Source organism: Amycolatopsis sp. NPDC051128 (genome assembly GCF_040682715.1).
In the GTDB taxonomy this organism is placed as follows: Bacteria; Actinomycetota; Actinomycetes; order Mycobacteriales; family Pseudonocardiaceae; genus Amycolatopsis.
This window is the reverse complement of the sequence record NZ_JBFBBN010000075.1, coordinates 19,528-37,364: the sequence shown is the minus strand read 5'-3', so window position 1 is coordinate 37,364 and position 17,837 is coordinate 19,528. Positions and strand designations below refer to the sequence as shown.

At 70.7% G+C, this 17,837-nt stretch carries 11 protein-coding genes; 4 read left to right on the top strand and 7 right to left on the bottom strand.

Annotation, left to right across the window (positions count from 1 at the left end):
• Positions 1–221: 221 nt before the first annotated feature.
• Positions 222–563 (bottom strand): divalent-cation tolerance protein CutA, encoded by a 342-nt coding sequence (gene cutA / locus AB0M82_RS43275; RefSeq protein ID WP_364735194.1) that lies wholly within the window; start codon positions 561–563, stop codon positions 222–224.
• Between the two features lie 177 nt (positions 564–740).
• Between cutA and AB0M82_RS43270 the strand changes: the two genes are divergently transcribed.
• On the top strand, positions 741–2,150 hold the full coding sequence (locus AB0M82_RS43270; protein ID WP_364735192.1) for a hypothetical protein: 1,410 nt from the start codon (positions 741–743) through the stop codon (positions 2,148–2,150).
• Between the two features lie 67 nt (positions 2,151–2,217).
• A complete protein-coding gene (locus AB0M82_RS43265) occupies positions 2,218–3,375 on the top strand; it encodes an FAD-dependent monooxygenase (RefSeq protein WP_364735190.1) in 1,158 nt (385 codons plus the stop codon).
• Here the strand turns inward: AB0M82_RS43265 and metH are convergent.
• Positions 3,357–6,998: a methionine synthase gene (gene metH, locus AB0M82_RS43260; protein WP_364735188.1), complete on the bottom strand. Its 3,642-nt coding sequence runs from the start codon at positions 6,996–6,998 to the stop codon at positions 3,357–3,359. The two genes, AB0M82_RS43265 and metH, sit on opposite strands and share 19 nt — an antisense overlap.
• A 304-nt stretch (positions 6,999–7,302) precedes the next feature.
• On the opposite strand from metH, the gene AB0M82_RS43255 reads away from it, so the two are divergent.
• Positions 7,303–8,163, top strand: a complete 861-nt coding sequence (locus AB0M82_RS43255) for a TIGR03619 family F420-dependent LLM class oxidoreductase (protein ID WP_364735186.1) — start codon at positions 7,303–7,305, stop codon at positions 8,161–8,163.
• A gap of 159 nt (positions 8,164–8,322) precedes the next feature.
• On the opposite strand, the gene AB0M82_RS43250 is transcribed toward AB0M82_RS43255, so the two are convergent.
• Positions 8,323–9,708: a sugar porter family MFS transporter gene (locus AB0M82_RS43250; protein WP_364735184.1), complete on the bottom strand. Its 1,386-nt coding sequence runs from the start codon at positions 9,706–9,708 to the stop codon at positions 8,323–8,325.
• A gap of 363 nt (positions 9,709–10,071) precedes the next feature.
• Here AB0M82_RS43250 and AB0M82_RS43245 point away from each other — a divergent pair, with 363 nt between their 5' ends.
• Positions 10,072–12,831, top strand: a complete 2,760-nt coding sequence (locus AB0M82_RS43245; RefSeq protein WP_364735182.1) for a cellulose binding domain-containing protein — start codon at positions 10,072–10,074, stop codon at positions 12,829–12,831.
• A 408-nt stretch (positions 12,832–13,239) separates the two neighbouring features.
• Here AB0M82_RS43245 and AB0M82_RS43240 read toward each other — a convergent pair whose 3' ends face one another.
• The 4 genes from AB0M82_RS43240 to AB0M82_RS43225 form a co-directional block, all read right to left on the bottom strand.
• Complete coding sequence (locus tag AB0M82_RS43240) at positions 13,240–14,241, bottom strand: NAD(P)-dependent alcohol dehydrogenase (RefSeq protein ID WP_364735180.1); 1,002 nt, start codon at positions 14,239–14,241, stop codon at positions 13,240–13,242.
• Positions 14,238–14,972 (bottom strand): HAD family hydrolase, encoded by a 735-nt coding sequence (locus tag AB0M82_RS43235; RefSeq protein WP_364735178.1) that lies wholly within the window; start codon positions 14,970–14,972, stop codon positions 14,238–14,240. Before AB0M82_RS43235 ends, AB0M82_RS43240 begins: the two co-directional genes overlap by 4 nt.
• Positions 14,969–15,784: a carboxymuconolactone decarboxylase family protein gene (locus AB0M82_RS43230; protein ID WP_364735176.1), complete on the bottom strand. Its 816-nt coding sequence runs from the start codon at positions 15,782–15,784 to the stop codon at positions 14,969–14,971. The genes AB0M82_RS43235 and AB0M82_RS43230 overlap by 4 nt, the downstream gene beginning before the upstream one ends.
• 148 nt (positions 15,785–15,932) lie before the next feature.
• Positions 15,933–17,372, bottom strand: coding sequence for a hypothetical protein (locus AB0M82_RS43225; protein WP_364735174.1), 1,440 nt, complete (start codon positions 17,370–17,372; stop codon positions 15,933–15,935).
• Between the last annotated feature and the right edge of the window lie 465 nt (positions 17,373–17,837).

The following is a 17,837-nucleotide window of genomic DNA, read 5'->3' as shown; positions in this document are numbered from 1 at the left end:
AGCGCCCGCGACACCGCCCGGCACGCCACGGCCTGACCACTACCAGACCCTGTCAACCCACCCCGACCAGCACAAACCAGGATGAAAAATCCCCAATGTGGCGTTCGGTGCATCCAACGCACCCAACGCGGCATTCGGTGCATCCAACGCACCCAAAGCGGCGTTCGGTGCATCCAACGCACCCAACGCCACATTGGGGCGCTTGAGCCGGGCCACGAGCACTAGCCAGGAAACGGGTCCTGGCCACGGGTTTCGGCGGTCAGCCAGGCCAGGTACTCCACGCTGCCGCCGACGATCGGGGTGGCGATCACCTCGGGCAGGTCGTAGCCGTGCAGCTGCCCGAGGCGTTCGGCCAGTGCGGGCACCCGGTCCGCGGTCGTCTTGATTTCGACGCGCCACTCCCGGTCGGTCCGCACCGCGCCTTCCCACCGGTAGACGCTGGTGATCGGGCCGACGACCTGGGCACAGGCCCCCAGCCGCTCGTCGACCACCCGCGCGGCCAGCTCCCCGGCTGCCGCTTCCGAGTCCGTCGTGGACGTCACGATCACGTGCTCCGCCGCCATGGGACGGAAGAATACCGGGCTCAGGTGGTGGTCGTCGGCGTTCCTGGGCCGCGTAGTGCGCGGCTGCGGCTTCTAGGTGTTCCCCTCGTGTTCCGCGAAGTTCCCCTGGAATTCGAGACAGCTCCCCGCCGCCCGGCCAGGATGGGCACGCCTGTTCCCCGACGTGAGGATCCGAGGATGACCCGCTGGTCCACGCCTGTCGTCGCCGCGCTGGTGGCCGCGGTACTCACCCCGGCGACGGCCGGCGCCGCGAGCCCGCCGTTCACCGGCTCCGTGTTCCGGGCGACCCACAACAGCTACTCGGGCGACGTCGACGGCGCCAAGAACTCCCTCGCGTACCAGCTCGACCACGGCGTCCGGTTCCTCGAGCTCGACGTCCACGACAACGGCTACGCCACGGCCCACGACTACGCGGTCGGGCACGACTCGCCCGGCAACCTCGTCGACCACGGCGGCGGCAACCCGGCGTCGAACAACCTCCGCGACTGGCTGGCCGTGGTGAACACGTGGTCGGCCGGGCACCCGGCCGCCGCGCCGATCGTCGTCATGCTCGACCTCAAGGACGACCTGACCGACAACCCGTCCTTCGCCGCGGGCAACTTGCCCGCGCTCAACCAGGAGCTGGAGTCGGTGTTCGGCGGCCGCCTGCTGCGCGCGAAGGACTACCCCGCGGGCCAGCCGGCCGTGGACGCGCTGCGGGGGCGGGTGCTGCCCCTGCTCTCCGGCGACGGCACGACGCGGGCCGAGTACAAGCGCGACGTCGGCTACCACCCGGCGGTCGCGCTGAACGGCCGCGGCCAGATCGTCGAGGTGCACGACTCCGGCGCCGGCGCGCTCTGGTACTGGACCGGGACCTACGGTGACGACGGACGGGTGACCTGGCTGCGGCACGGGAAGTACGACAGCGGCCAGACGCCCGCCGTGGCGCTGAACGACAACGGCGACCTCGTCGAGGTGCACCAGTCGCCGGGCGCGACCACGCTCTGGTACCACGTCGGCAAGCTCGGCGCGGACGGCGAGATCACCTGGCAGGCCAGCCACCAGTACGACAACGGCGTGCTGCCGACCGTCGCCTTCACCGACCCGGCCGGGACGCGGCTGCGCGAGATCCACCGCAGCCAGAGCAGCAGCCAGAACTGGAGCTGGGACGGCGTGCTCTCGGGCACGACGGTCGCGTGGACGGGCAACGCCAAGACGTCCGACGCGCGGTTCCCCCAGGCCACGGCCACCAGCGGCGGCCGCCGGGTCACCGTGTGGACCGGCGCGGACGGCCCGACCCCGGCGCAGACCCTGCGGGCCGACACCGACCTCGTCGCCGGGGACCGGATCCGCTACCGGCAGGTCGCGTTCGACGAGTTCCAGAAGGGCGACAGCGCGGAACTCCAGCAGGGGGCGCTGTTCTACGGCGCGCCGGCGTCGGAGTCGGCGTTCATCGCCTCGGCGCGCCAGTCGGGCAAGCTGGTCCGCGGCTGGGACTTCGACTCGGCGGGCCAGGCGACCACGCCCCTGGCGAACTACCCGGCGACGAACCACCCGTACGACGCCTGGTACCAGACGCTGCTGACGCAGAACGGCGCTGTCGAGTAGGACCGCTGACGGCCGCCGTCAGCGCTTCGCCAGTGACCGGTAAGCCGCGGCGGCGACGCTGTCCGGCATGAAGAACCTCACCGTCCTGATCTCCGGCGCGAGCATCGCCGGCCCCGCCCTCGCCCACTGGCTGACCCGCCACGGCTGCACCGTCACCGTCGTCGAACGCGCCCCGGCGGTGCGGCCCGGTGGACAGGCCGTCGACTTCAAGGGCGCCACCCACCGGACCGTGCTGGAGCGGATGGGAATCCTCGACGAGGTCCGGAAGTGGGAGACCGGCGGGCAGGACCAGACGATCATCGACGCCGAGGGGCGGCCACGGGCGGTGATCCCCGGCGAGTTCACCGGCGGCGAGATCGAGATCCGCCGCGGCGACCTGGCGGCCATCCTGTACGAGCGCACGGCCCCGCACTGCGAGTACCTCTTCGGCGACACCATCACGTCGCTGACCGAGACGGCGGACGGCGTCGACGTCACCTTCGCGCACGCCGGGCCACGCCGGTTCGACCTCGTCGTCGGCGCCGACGGGATCCACTCGAACGTCCGGCGGCTGGCCTTCGGCCCGGAACGCGACTACGTCGAGTTCCTCGGGCACTACTACGCCCTGGCCGAGCTCGGCGAAGGCTTCGGCGACGCCGAGCCGGTGATGTACAACGAGCCGGGCCGCATGGCCGCCGTCGGCGGTCCCAAGGCGTCGGCGTTCTTCGTGTTCGCCTCGCCGGAACTGGACTACGACCGCACGGACACGGACAAGCAGCGGCAGTTGCTGATCGACGCCTACCAGGGCGCCGGCTGGCGGGTGCCCGAGCTGATGGCCAAGCTGCCGGATGCCCGCGAGTTCTACCTGGACTCGCTCAGCCGCGTCACGATCGACCACTACTCCCGCGGCCGCGTCGTGCTGCTCGGGGACGCCGCCTACGGCAACACCCTCGGCGGCTTCGGGACCGGCCTGGCGATCGTCGGCGCTTACGTGCTCGCCGGCGAGCTGCTCGCGGCCGACGGCGACCACCGGGTCGCCTTCGCCCGCTACGAGGAGCAGTTCCGCGGCTACGCCAAGGTCTCGCGGCGCGGCAGCGCGGGCCCGTTCCTCGCGCCGCCGTCACCGCTGCGGATCAAGCTGCGGGACTGGACGTTCAGGTCCCGCTTCCTGCTCGGCCTGATGCTCAAGGCGACCGACAAGTTCGCCACGGACATCGAGCTGAAGGACTACGCCTCGGGCTCGTAGGCCAGGTTCGGCCGCAGCCACTGCTCGACCTCGGCGACCTCGACGCCCTTGCGGCGCGCGTAGTCCTCGATCTGGTCGCGGGCGAGCCGCCCGACGGTGAAGTACTTCGAGTCCGGGTGCGCGAAGATCAGGCCGGACACGCTCGCCGCCGGGGTCATCGCGAACGACTCGGTCAGGCCCATGCCCAGCTCGTCCGCTTCCAGGAGCTCGAACAGCTCGCGCTTCTGGCTGTGGTCCGGGCTGGCCGGGTAGCCCAGCGCTGGGCGGATGCCGCGGAAGCGCTCCGCGTGCAGGTCCGCCAGCAGCGGTTCGGCGTCCGGCTCGAACCAGTCGCGCCGCGCCCGCAGGTGGATGTGCTCGGCGAACGCCTCGGCGAGCCGGTCGGCCAGCGCCTTGACCATGATCGCGCGGTAGTCGTCCTGCTCGGCCTCGTACTTCGCGGAGAGGTCCTCGGCGCCGTGGATGGCGACCGCGAACCCGCCGAGGTGGTCGCCGCCGGGAGCGACGTAGTCGGCGAGACAGCGGTTCGCGCGGCCGGCCGGCTTCGACGTCTGCTGCCGCAGCATCGGGAACCGGATGTGCGCGTACTCGCCGTCGAGCAGGATGTCGTCGCCCTCGCTGTGCGCCGGCCAGAACGCGTACGCGCCCTTCGCGCGCAGACTGCCGTCGGCGACGATCTGGTCGAGCAGGGTGTTCGCGTCGTCGAACAGCTCACGGGCGACCGGCTGCTCCAGGATCGCCGGGTACTTGCCCTTGAGCTCCCAGGCGAGGAACAGGAACTGCCAGTCGATCATCTCGCGCAGCGTGGTCAGGTCCGGCTCGACGACCCGGACGCCGGTGAACTCCGGGGCCGGCAGGTCGTCGAACGACACGCCCTCGGCGTTCGCGCGGGCCTGCTCGAGGGTGAGCATCGGGCGGCGCTGCTTGTTCGCGTGCTGCTCGCGCAGCGCGTCCTGGTCGGTCCGGTTCTGGTCGGCCAGCACGATCGAGCGGTCCGGGTCGAGCAGGTCGGACACCACGCCGACCACCCGCGACGCGTCGAGCACGTGCACTGTCGCGTTGTCGTAGGCGGGCGCGATCCGGACCGCGGTGTGCTGGCGGGACGTCGTCGCGCCGCCGATCAGCAGCGGCATCTTCAGGCCGCGGCGCTGCATCTCGGTGGCGACCGCGACCATCTCGTCCAGCGACGGCGTGATCAGCCCGGACAGCCCGACCGCGTCGGCGCCTTCGGCGACGGCGGTGTCGAGGATCTTCGCCGCCGGCACCATCACGCCGAGGTCGATCACCTCGTAGTTGTTGCAGCCGAGGACGACGCCGACGATGTTCTTGCCGATGTCGTGCACGTCGCCCTTCACCGTGGCGAGCACGACCTTGCCCTGGCCGTTCGAGACCGCCGCGCGGCCGGCCAGCCGGGCCTCTTCCTTTTCGGCTTCCATGAACGGCTCGAGGTAGGCGACCGAGCGCTTCATCACGCGGGCGCTCTTGACCACCTGCGGCAGGAACATCTTGCCGGCGCCGAAGAGGTCGCCGACGATCTTCATGCCGTCCATCAGCGGGCCTTCGATCACCTCGAGGGGCCGGGCCATCTCCTGCCGCGCCTCTTCGGTGTCGTCTTCGATGAAGTCCACGATGCCGTGGACGAGCGCGTGCGAGAGCCGCTCCCGCACCGTGCCTTCGCGCCAGGACAGGTCGACGACGCGCTTGGTGCCACTGCCCTTCACGTTCTCGGCGAAGCTCACCAGCCGGTCGGTGGCGTCCTCGCGGCGGTCGAAGAGCACGTCCTCGACCAGTTCGAGGAGCTCGGCGGGGATGTCCTGGTACACCGCGAGCTGGCCGGCGTTGACGATGCCCATGTCCAGCCCGGCCTGCACGGCGTAGTACAGGAACGCCGAGTGCATCGCCTCGCGCACGACGTCGTTGCCGCGGAACGAGAACGACAGGTTCGAGATGCCGCCGCTGGTCCGCGCGCCGGGGCAGCGCTCCTTGATCCGGGGCAGCGCGTCGATGAACGCCTTCGCGTAGCCGTTGTGCTCGACGATGCCGGTGGCGACGGCGAGGACGTTCGGGTCGAAGATGATGTCCTCGCCGGCGAAGCCCGCCTTCTGCGTCAGCAGGTCGTAGGCGCGGCCGCAGATCGCCACCTTGCGGTCGGCGGTGTCGGCCTGGCCCTGCTCGTCGAAGGCCATCACGACGACGCCGGCGCCGTAGTCCCGGATGGTGCGGGCCTGGGCGAGGAACGACTCTTCGCCCTCCTTGAGGCTGATCGAGTTGACCACGCCCTTGCCCTGCAGGCAGCGCAGGCCGGCCTGGAGGACGCTCCACTTCGAGCTGTCGACCATCACCGGGATGCGGGCGACCTCGGGCTCGGTGGCGATCAGGTTGAGGAAGGTCGTCATCGCCTCCTCGCTGTCGAGCAGGTCGGCGTCCATGTTGACGTCGAGCAGGTTGGCCCCGCCGCGGACCTGCTCCAGTGCGACGTCGACGGCCCCCTGGTGGTCGCCCGACTCGATGAGCCGGCGGAACCGCTTCGAGCCGGTGACGTTGGTGCGTTCGCCGATCATCACGAACCCGGTGTCGGGGCCGATGCCGAACGGCTCCAGCCCGCTGAACCGCGTGTGGGTCCGCGGCGCGGGGACCTCGCGCGGCGCGAGGCCCTTCGTCGCGTCGGCGATCTTCGCGATGTGGGCCGGGGTGGTGCCGCAACAGCCGCCGACCAGGTTGACCATGCCGTCGCGGACGAACCCGCCGATCAGCCCGGCGGTCTCGTCGGGCGTCTGGTCGTAGCCGCCGAACGCGTTCGGGAGGCCGGCGTTGGGGTGGCAGGCGACGTAGGCGTCGGCGATCCGCGAGAGCTCCTCGACGTGCGGGCGCATTTCCTCGGCGCCGAGCGAGCAGTTCACGCCGACGACCAGCGGTTTCGCGTGCTCGACGGAACTCCAGAACGCCTCGACGGTCTGCCCCGACAGCGTCCGGCCGCTCAGGTCGACGATGGTCACGGAAATCCACAGCGGCAGGTGCGGGGCGACCTCGCGGGCGGCGGCGATCGCGGCCTTGCAGTTCAGCGTGTCGAAGATCGTCTCGATCAGCAGCAGGTCGACGCCGCCTTCGGCGAGCCCGGCGATCTGCTCGGCGTAGGAGGCCTTGACCTGCTCGAACGTCACCGCCCGGTACGCCGGGTCCTCGACCTTGGGCGACAGGCTGAGGGTGACGTTGAGCGGGCCGATCGAGCCGGCGACGAACCGCCCGCCCGCTTCGTCGGCGGCCTGGCGGGCCAGCTGCGCGCCGCGGACGTTCATCTCGTGGACGTGCGCCTGGAGCCCGTAGTCGGCCTGGCCGATGCTGGTGGCGGTGAAGGTGTTCGTCGTCGTGACGTCCGCGCCCGCGGCCAGGTACTGGCGGTGCACGTCGAGGATGACGTCCGGGCGGGTGAGGTTGAGCAGGTCGGGGTCACCGTTGACGTCGTGGGTGTGGCCGCCGAAGCGGTCGCCGCGGTAGTCGTCCGGGGTGAGCCCGGCGCCCTGCAGCATGGTGCCCCAGGCACCGTCCAGCACCGCCACCCGCTGGTCGAGCAGCTCGCGCAGGCGCGCGGTGGCGTCGGACTCTTGCGGGGTTAACGGGTTCACCTGCAGCCTCCCTTGTCCGGGAGGCGCCCTTGCCGAAATGGTTCCGATCGAGCGTGGCGGACGCGGTGGTCCGTTGCAGCGCCTCTCGACCTGTGGTCCACAGTATCGGAACCGGACCCGCCCACGCCATCCCGCCGCGTCGGCGCGTTCCACGGACTGGGACACCGCGGCTGTGCGTCCACAATGGATGCAGCAGGTTCGCCCTGCTCCCGCCCTGATTCCGGCGCGAAAATACCCGGCCGAACACCCGGCGCGACCTCGCTACCGGCTTGAAAACTGAAACACGTTCTAATACGCTCCTCGCGTGGACTACGGAATCGTGCTGTTCACCAGCGACCGGGGGATCACCCCGGCGGCCGCGGCGCGCGCCGCGGAGGCCGCGGGCTTCGCCACGTTCTACGTCCCCGAGCACACGCACATCCCGGTGAAACGCGAGTCCCCGCACCCGCGCACCGGCGACGCGTCCCTGCCCGACGACCGCTACAGCCGGACCCTCGACCCGTGGGTCGCGCTGGCGACGGCGGCCGCGGTCACCACGCGGATCCGGCTCTCCACCGCCGTGGCCCTGCCGGTCGAGAGCGACCCGATCACCCTCGCCAAGACGATCGCCAGCCTCGACCACCTCTCCGGCGGGCGCGTCACGCTCGGCGCCGGGTTCGGCTGGAACGTCGACGAGCTGACCGACCACGGCGTGCCCGGGAACCGGCGCCGCACCGTGCTGCGCGAGTACCTCGAAGCGATGAGTACGTTGTGGACGGAGGAGGAAGCTTCGTACGACGGGGAATTCGTCTCCTTCGGACCCAGCTGGGCGTGGCCGAAGCCGGTCCAGGCGCACATCCCGGTACTGCTCGGTGCCGGCCCGACCGAGAAGACGTTCCGCTGGATCGCCCGGCACGCCGACGGCTGGATCACCACCCCGGCGGACACCGACCTGGACGGGCATGTGGCGCTGCTGAAGGAGATCTGGCGCGCCGAAGGCCGCGAAGGTGCGCCGCGGATCTGCGCGCTCGGTGAACGGCCGGACCCGGAACGCCTGGCCCACCTGGACTCCCTGGACGTCACCGAGACCATTTTCGGCCTGCCCGACCGCTCGCCGGAAGAGGTCGAAGCCTGGATCGGACGCCTCGCCGGCAAACTCGGCCTCGTTCCCGCTTCCGCACACTGACGGCTGGGTGCCTCGAATGACCAAGGCCGGGTAGCTAAGGATTCCTCTGCCGCGCAAGCGGTCAACGCCACCAGAAACCGGGCCAATCGGGCAGCTTGACGGCTCGCTGCCGCAGCTAACTGCCCGGCCTTGCCACGAGTTCGGAGCTCCACCCGGGGGTCAGCTCTTCACGCGCATTCCCTGCCGCGCCCGCAGGTCGAGCTCGATCTGCTCCAGGGTGCGCCCCTTCGTCTCCGGCACCAGCCACTTGGTGAGCACGAACAGCACGACGTTGACCCCGGCGAACAGGAACATCGAACCGCCGATGCCGAGCGACTTCGGGTCGGAGATGATCGGGAACACCGCGCTCACGATGCCCGTCGCCGCCCAGAGGACCACGCTGCTGACGCCCATGCCCGTCGCGCGGAACTTCAGCGGGAACACCTCGGACATCATCACCCAGACGACCGCGCCCCAGCCGAGCTCGTAGCCGACCAGGTAGAGCACCATCATCACCAGCATCAGGATGCCGCGCAGCCCGGTGTCGTGGACGTTGAGCACGACGAGCCCGGCCGCCACCAGCGTGAGCACCATGATCACGTTGCCGATGAGCAGCAGCGGCTTGCGGCCCCAGCGATCCACCACGAACACGACCCACGCGGTGAACAGGAACTTCGTCACGCCCAGCAGCACACCGGACAGCAGCGCGGCCTGCGTGGCGAAGCCGAGACCGATGAGCATCGTCGGGAAGTAGGCGTTGATCGCGTTGACGCCGCTGAACTGCTGGCCGATCGCGAGCAGCAGCGCCACGACCAGCATCGGCCGCACGAAGCCGGAGAACAGGTCACGGATGCGCGGCTTCACCTCGGTGTCCAGCCGGATGACCTCCTGGATGGTCGCGATCTCCTCGTCGAGGTTCACGGTGTTGCCGTGCGCGCTCGCGAGCACCCGCCGGGCTTCCTCCTCCTGGCCGTTCTTGACCAGCCAGCGCGGCGTCTCCGGCAGGAACACCAGCCCGATGAGCAGGATCACCGCGGGCACGATCGCGCCGGCGAACATCCAGCGCCACCCCGAAACCGGCCCGAGCCAGTAGCTCACCAGGAACGCGATCAGGATGCCGGAGACGATGAAGATCTGGTTGAGCGCGCCCATCGCGCCGCGCAACCGCGCCGGGGCCAGTTCGGACAGATACGTCGGGACGGTCGACGAGGAAAGCCCGATCCCCAGCCCGATGATCAGGCGCGAAAACACCAGCAGCGTGAACGTCGGCGAGAAGCTCGCCGCCACCGTGCCCACGATGACGATCGCCGCGGCGACCATGATCGTGCGGCGCCGGCCGAGCGCCTCGTTGGCACGGCTCGAAAACAGCGCGCCGATGATGGCGCCGACCGACAGGCTGGCGGTGATCACGCCCTTGTCCCAGCTGGTCAGAGCCCACAGTTTCCCGATGAACGGGAGCACCCCGGAGATCACGCCGAGGTCGTAGCCGAAGAGGATGCCGCCGAGCGCGCCGAAGAAGTACAAGGTGGTTCGGCTGATGTGCCGCGCCGGGGCTGTCTGCGTCATTGCCGGTCGCCTCTTTCGTAGGTCCAGTCCAGCCAGCGGCAACCACACTCACACGCCGCAAAAAGGCGGGCAAGGCAGCACTGATAACAATTCAGAAACGTGATCGTAGTTCACATATGTGATACCGATCGGCGCACGCCGTTGCTCCATCCGCCACGTCCGCGAATCGGAACACAAAGGACACGGCGACCAGCGGACCGGCGATTCCCTGACTCCATTGTGGACAGCTACGCCACCGCGCGGCCCGGCGAAATCGTCGAAGGCGTTTGCCCTGGTCCCCGCCCACCTCAGCAGACCTTTACAACGCTTCGAACGCTGGTTTACCGTCCTTCTGGAAGCGCTCCCAGAGTGGTGGAGGCAGACGTGCACAACGTTGTGCGAAGAACACATTCCCCGTCCGTTCCCCCGGCGAGGTCCCGGTCACTGAGACGAATCCTCGCGAGCACGCTCGCTCTCGTCCTGCCCGCCGCCGTCGCGATCACCGCCGGCGCGCCGGCGTCCCCGGCCGCCCCGGCGCCCTACACCTGGCGCAACGCCGAGATCGCCGGCGGCGGGTTCGTCCCCGGGATCGTCTTCAACCAGACCGAACCCGGCCTCGTCTACGCCCGCACCGACATCGGCGGCGCGTACCGGTGGAACCCCGCGACCGGGCGCTGGCTCCCCCTGCTCGACTCCGTCGGCTGGACCGACTGGGGCCACAACGGCGTCGTCAGCCTGGCCACCGACCCGGTCGACCCGAACCGGGTCTACGTCGCGGCCGGGATGTACACCAACAACTGGGACCCGAACAACGGCGCCATCCTGCGGTCGGCCGACCGCGGCGCCACCTGGCAGGCCGCGCCGCTGCCGTTCAAGCTGGGCGGCAACATGCCCGGCCGCGGCATGGGCGAGCGGCTCGCGATCGACCCGAACCGCGACAGCGTCCTCTACGTCGGCGCCCCCAGCGGCAACGGCCTCTGGCGCAGCACGGACTCCGGCGTCACCTGGGCGAAGGTGACCAGCTTCCCCAACCCCGGCAACTACGCGCCCGACCCGAGCGACCCGTCGGGCTACTCCAGCGACAACGAGGGCGTCACCTGGGTGACGTTCGACCCGTCGACCGGCACCCGCGGCAGCACCACGCAGACGATCTACGTCGGCGTGGCGGACAAGGCGAACACCGTCTACCGCAGCACCGACGGCGGCGCGACGTGGGCGCGGCTGGCCGGCCAGCCGACCGGGTACCTGGCGCACAAGGGCGTCCTCGACCCGGTCGGCGGATTCCTCTACCTGGCCACCAGCGACACCGGCGGACCCTACGACGGCGCGAAGGGCGACGTCTGGAAGTACGCCACGAAGACCGGCGCCTGGACGCGGATCAGCCCGATCCCGTCGGACAGCGCCGACGACTACTTCGGCTACAGCGGCCTGACGATCGACCGGCAGCACCCGAACACGCTGATGGTCGCCACGCAGGTGTCGTGGTGGCCGGACGTGATCTTCTTCCGCAGCACCGACGGCGGCGCCACCTGGACCCGGATCTGGGACTTCTCGAGCTACCCCGACCGGTCGCTGCGCTACACCCAGGACATCTCCTCGGTGCCGTGGCTGAACTTCGGCCTCCAGCCCGCTCCCCCGGTGCCGTCGCCGAAGCTCGGCTGGATGACGGAGTCGGTGGAGATCGACCCGTTCGACTCGAACCACCTGTTCTACGGCACCGGTGCGACGATCTACGGCACGTCCGACCTCACGAAGTGGGACAGCGGCGGGAAGATCACGATCAAACCGGTCGTCGCCGGCCTCGAGGAGACCGCCGTGCTCGACCTGATCAGCCCGCCGTCGGGCGCACCCCTGCTGTCCGGTCTCGGTGACATCGGCGGGTTCCGCCACGACAGCCTCAACGCGGTCCCGGCCACCATGTACACGCAGCCGGTGTTCACCACGACCACCAGTCTCGACTACGCCGAGCTGTCACCGGCGACGATCGTGCGCACCGGCACGCTCGACCGGTCCGCCCGGCCGAACGACAACCGGGTCGCTTTCTCCACCGACGGCGGGAAGAACTGGTTCCAGGGCGCGGAGCCGGGCGGGAACGCGAGCGGCGGCACGGTGGCCGCGGCCGCCGACGGCAGCCGGTTCGTGTGGAGCCCGGACGGCACCGCCGTCAGCTACTCGGTCGGCTTCGGTTCGTCGTGGACGGCGTCCGCCGGCATCCCGGCCGGCGCGGTGGTCGAGGCCGACCGCGTGGACCCGAAGCGGTTCTACGGGTTCGCCGCCGGGAAGTTCTACGTCAGCACCAACGGCGGCGCGACCTTCGCCGCGACCGCGGCCACCGGCCTGCCGACCGGCTCGGCGCACTTCAAGGCGGTGCCCGGCGTCGCAGGCGACGTCTGGTTGGCCGGTGGGTCCGGCACGGCGTACGGCCTGTGGCACTCCACCGACTCCGGAGCGTCCTTCACGAAACTGGCGGGGGTCACCGAAGCGGACAACATCGGCTTCGGCAAAGCCGCTACCGGCCGGACGTATCCGACGTTATACACCATTGCCAAGATCGGCGGGGTGCGCGGGATCTTCCGGTCGGACGACGCGGGTGCGTCGTGGACGCGGATCAACGACGACCAGCACCAGTACGGCAACATCGGGGCGGCGCTGAGCGGGGATCCGCGGGTGTACGGCCGGGTGTACGTCGGCACGAACGGGCGGGGCGTGATCGTGGGCGAGTCCGGGGGTGACGAGCCGCCGCCCACCAGCACGACTCCGACGACCACCACCACTCCGACCACCACCACGACTCCGACGACCACCACCACACCGACCCCGTCGGGATCGTGCACGGCGGCCTACACGGTCACCAACCACTGGCAGGGCGGGTTCCAGGGCGGGGTGAAGATCGGGAACACCGGGACCGCGCCGGTGACGGGGTGGACGGTGACGTGGACGTTCGCGAACGGCCAGCGGGTGACGCAGGCGTGGAACGCGCAGGTGACGCAGACCGGCGCGGCGGTGTCGGCGACGGACGCGGGCTGGAACAAGACGATCCCGGCGGGCGGTAGCGCCGAGTTCGGCTTCACCGGGAGTTCCGGGACGGTGAACGACAAGCCCACGTCGATCTCGCTCAACGGCAAGACCTGCACGACATCCTGACCAAGTCCGTGAAGGTCACCTTGAGGGACTCTACGTCCCGCAAGGTGACCTTCACGGACTTGCGGGACGGAGTGGATCCCGGCGGGGATGGCTCCGGCGGCCCGGCCGTCGAGGCCGTCAACGGCGTGCCGGGTCCGTAGGCGAAGGGGGTTTCAACCCACCCCCAGGCGGTTGAAACCCCCTCCCCGCGCCCCCAGCCGGGGGCGCCCGCCCCGAGCAGCCGCGACCCGCTCGGGCGATGCCCCGGTGACCACCACTCTTCCGGTTGCCGACACCAGCCGCCATTCCTGCCGAAAGAGGACTTTTTCTCCCCCGCACCACCACGCTGAGCTGCGGGAAAGCTCCGGCGAGGTGACGGATTTACCCAGCCGGGACGGCAAAAGTTACCCGCGATGAGAAGCCGTCCGCTCAGGCGCTCTCGAGCACGACCTTGCCGATGTGGGTCCCGGACTCGAGGTGCTTCAGGGCGTCGGCGACCTCGTCGAAGGCGAACCGGCGGTCGATCACGGGCTTCAGGCCGGTCCGCTCGATGGCCCGGTTCATCGCCTGGAACGTCTCCCGGGACGCGTTGGTGAGGCCGCGCAGGGTCAGCTGCTTGACCAGCACGAGGATCGGGTCGGCGGCGCCTTCGTGGGTCAGGACGCCGGCGACGCTGACGTGGCCGCCGTACCGGGCGGCGATCATCGACTGGCCGATCGTGCCGCCGCCGCCCACGTCGACGACGTGGTCGACCCCGCCGCCGGTCAGCTCGGCCACCGCCGCGCCCCATTCCGGCGTGGCCGTGTGGTCGACGGTCTCGGCGGCGCCGAGCGCGCGCAGCCGCTCCAGCTTCGCGCCGGAACTCGACGTCGCGACGACGTGGGCGCCACCGAGCGCGGCGAACTGCAGCGCGAACGTGGCTAGCCCGCCGCTGCCCATGGTGAGCACTTTCTGGCCGGGCACCAGGCCGCCCTCTTCGACGACCGCGCGCCAAGCCGTCACGCCGGCGCTCGGCAACGTCGCCGCTTCGGCGTAGTCGAGGTGGGACGGCACGGCGACCAGGCCGTCCTCCGCGAAGACGGCGTACTCGGCGAGCACCCCGTCGAGCGTGCCGGCCAGGTCGTCCTCGGTCTTCTCCGGCGTGCCGGGGCCGGCGAGCCACTTCGGGAAGTACGTCGCCGCCACCCGGTCCCCCGCGGACCACGCGCGGACCCCGTCGCCGACCGCGACGACCTCGCCCGCGCCGTCGGACAGCGGGACGACGTCCGGCTTCACCGGCTTCGGGTAGAAACCCTTGAGGATCATCAGGTCGCGGGCGTTGACCGCCCACCCGCGCAGCCGGACGAGCACCTGCCCCGGCCCGGGCTCGGGGATGTCACGCTCGCCCAGGACGAGGCCGGCGCCGGGGCGCGGCAGGGAAAAACACTTCACAGCGGCTCCAAAGGGTGCGGGAAGGTTCCTCGACGCGGCCAGTGTGTCGAAGTCGCCAGCTCCTCGTCGACGATCGCCAGAAGTTCCGGCGTCAGTTCGGCGAACGACTCCGCCAGGTGCCGCACCCCGTGCCCGGCCATGAACTCCCGCTGCCGCGCGTGGGCGGGGCTCGACGGGAACCCGATGAACCCGGCGCCGTGCGCGCGGGCGTCCTCGGCCACCCGGCTCACGTCGTCGACGAACACGATCTCGTCGAAGCCGACACCGAACACGCCACGGGCGATGTGCTCGACGCCCGGCCGGTGCTCGTTGATGCTCACGTACGGCACCTCGGGGTCGAACAGGTCCACCAGGTCGCCGAGGTGGCGGTCGAACGTGTGCTCCCGGGTGCGCCCGCCGTAGCAGGTCAGGCGGACGCCGAGCTCGCCGAGCGCGGCGAGGCGGTCCCGCGCGCCCTCGGCGACGCGGATCGGGTGCTCGGCCAGGTACTCCTGCCGCGCGGCCCACAGCTGCGCGAGCGTCTCCTCCGCGGTCTGGTCCAGTCCGCAGAGCCGGGTGAGCTTCTCGGCGACGACGATGTCACGCAGCCCGATCACGTCCCGCTCGGCCGCGGCGTCGTAGACCCCGCCGTGGCCGGTGACGAACCGTTCGATCATCGCCAGGTAGGTGTCGTCGATGAGGACGCCGTCGCAGTCGAGCGCGACCACGCGGACCTTCCGCAACCCGGTCACCGCTGGGCGAACACTTCCCGTGCGGCGGCGATCGCGTTGAGCGCGGCCGGGAAGCCGCAGTAGAACGCCAGGTGCAGCACGGTTTCCACGACCTCCTGCTCGGTGCCGCCGACGTTGAGCAGACCGTGGACGTGCACCTTCAGCTGGGGCAGCGCGGTGCCCAGCGCGACGCACGCGGCGATCGTGACGAGCTCGCGGTGGCGCAGGCTCAGGCCCGGCCGGGTGTAGATCTCGCCGAAGGTGAACTCGATGATGTAGGTGGCCAGGTCCGGCGCGATGTCCTGGAGCGCCTCGGCGACCTTCTCACCCGCCTCGCCGTCGACGGCCTTCATCGCGGCCAGGCCACGCTCGTAGCGGTCCTCGATGCCCGCCCACGGCGCGTCGGCGGGCCCGGACGGCGACGGCTCGTCGTCCGGCAGGCCGTCGAAGGCCACCTTGAGCGCCGTCAGCGCGTTGAGCGTCGCGGGGAACCCGGCGAACGAGCTGACGTGGATCACCGCCTCGACCAGCTGACGGCGGGTGCAGCCGACGTTGAGCGCGGCCTTGGCGTGGAACTGCAGCTGCGCGCCCGCGTAGCCGAGCGCGGTGAGCGCGGCGACCGTCACCAGCTGCCGCTCCGCGAGCGGCAGGCCGGGCCGGTGGTAGACGTCGCCGTAGATGAAGCCGACGCACTGCTCGCCGAACTCGGCCTCCCCGATGCTCGCGAACAGGTCCAGCACGGCCGGCCGGTCGACGCCGCCGAGCTGCTGGATGAGTTTCAGTCCCTTGGCGAAGGACGCGGAGCGGCGGTCCTGCTCCCGCACGTCGGACATCGTGGTGGGGTTTCCCTTCCGGAGTGGGTTCGGCTCAGCCCAGGTAGGGCCGGGTGGCCTGGTCGGCCTTGCGGCGTTCGAGTGCGTCGATGCGGCGCCGCGCGATCATCGAGTACTCGATGACGGCGGTGGCGACGACGCTCGGCCGTCACGGCCGCGCCGAGGCGTGGGCGTCCAGGAGAGCCTCGGTGAGGTTCTTCGCCGTCGTGGCCGACTGCCAGCGCGGCCCGGACAGCTCGGTGGCCAGGAGCTTGAGCGTGGCGCGCACCATGTCCGGCTGCTTGCCCACGTCCGTGGCCAGCAGCGGTTCCACGTGCGCGGCGGCGCCTTCGAGATCGTCGAGCCGCAGGTGCGCGCGGCCCGTGTCGATCCGGATCATCGGGTCCATGGCCTCCCAGCGGTTCTCCAGGCTCAGCTTCCCGTAAGCCTCCCTGGCGGTCGTGAACTCGCGCAACGCGGCGGAGGCGTGCCCGACCGAGAGGAGCGAAGTGCCGGCCATGTAGTGCCGGCGGTCCTTTGTGATGTTGAAGAACCGGTCGTCGCCGCCGGCGCCGAGGTCCGGGTCCTCGATGCTGGTCCAGCGCGCGATCGCGGCCAGCACCTGCCGCTCGGCCTGCACCGACGACCAGCCGCGCGCCTCGGCGAGGATCAGCGGCGCGTCCGTGAGCCGCCCGCCCACGTGGTAGCTGAGCCCGTCGGCGGCCAGCTTCGCCGACTCGACGCCGTTGCCCGCCCAGAACGCCACGCGTGCCTGCGACGTGCGCACCCAGCGCCGGGCGAGGAAGTCGTCGGCGTACTGGGTGTACAGCCAGGCCGCGGAGTTGAGCTCGCGCGCCAGGCGGTACCGCCCGAGGTCCCCCGCGATCCACGCCATCATCGCGCCGGCCTTCGCCTCGATGAGGAGCAGGTCCTGGGTCTGCTTCGGCCGCTGCCTGCCCTTCAGCAGGGCCGCGGCCCGCTCCTCGATCACGGCGAGCTGGCCGAGGATCGACTCGGGCGCGGTCCGGGCGTAGGCGCCGCCCAGGAAGTCGAGATCCGACCACAGGTCGTCGAGCTGGACGTCGTCGACGTTGGTCCTGGTGAGCAGGATCGCGTCGTCGAGGGCGCCGGACCCGATCTCCTCCTCCGGCCGGGATTCGACGCGGGCGACGGTGCGGGCCGGCCGCGGCGCCACGGGCCCCGCCACCGGTTCGGCGTGGTACTCGGCGAGGTCCTTCGCGGGCAGCTGTTCGAGGTCACGCAGCCCCAGCAGGGACTTCCAGCCGGTGCCGTACACCTGGGCCAGCACCCGCAGCGCCGCGAGAGTGGGCCGGACGCCGCGCTCGGGCCACTGCTCGTACTCCCAGATCCGGGTGCCGCGCATGCCCGCGCGGGGATCGCCGGTGAGGGCGTTGTAGCGGTGCGCCGCGACGTCGAGCGACAGCTCGGAGGCCAGCCGCCACGCGGTGCGCGGCGGGATCCGGCATTCGACGATCAGGTTCTCCGCCACCCGCGCCGGAATCGCCTCGTCGGGAAAGCCCAAGGCGGCCAGCCGCTCGCGCAACCGCGCGCGGTACGGCTTGCTCCCTGGCTTGACCTGTCGGCTCATCGTTCATCCAACGATTCCGGCGTACGGGTGAGACAGACGACAGTACCGCAGCGTGACCGGAAGAGCCTGCGAAGTGACCAAGGGGTGGATCAGGCGATTTCCGGGAGAGTGAACCCGCGACACGCGCAGGTCAGCTCATGAGAGCGCTCCCAGCAGGACGGGACAGCCCCTCCCATCTCAGCCGCTGCGAACCCCGCCGCGATCTTGTCGCGGATTTCCCGGATTCCACTCCAACGGCGGCATCCGGCCGCCGGGGCCGGTGCGCAGCGCGACCACGGCAAGCTTTTGCGCCCCAACGGGTTCGGCCGTTCAGGACTGTTCAGTGGGCGCGCGGGTCCCGGACCGCGCCGGAAAACGGACCACCGGGTCTGGCCGCGTCCGGGTCGGACTTTACAAGGGCGACATGCGAGGGTTACCTTCTCGACGGCTGGAAGCGCTCCCATGCCAGGTCGCCTCACCAGAACG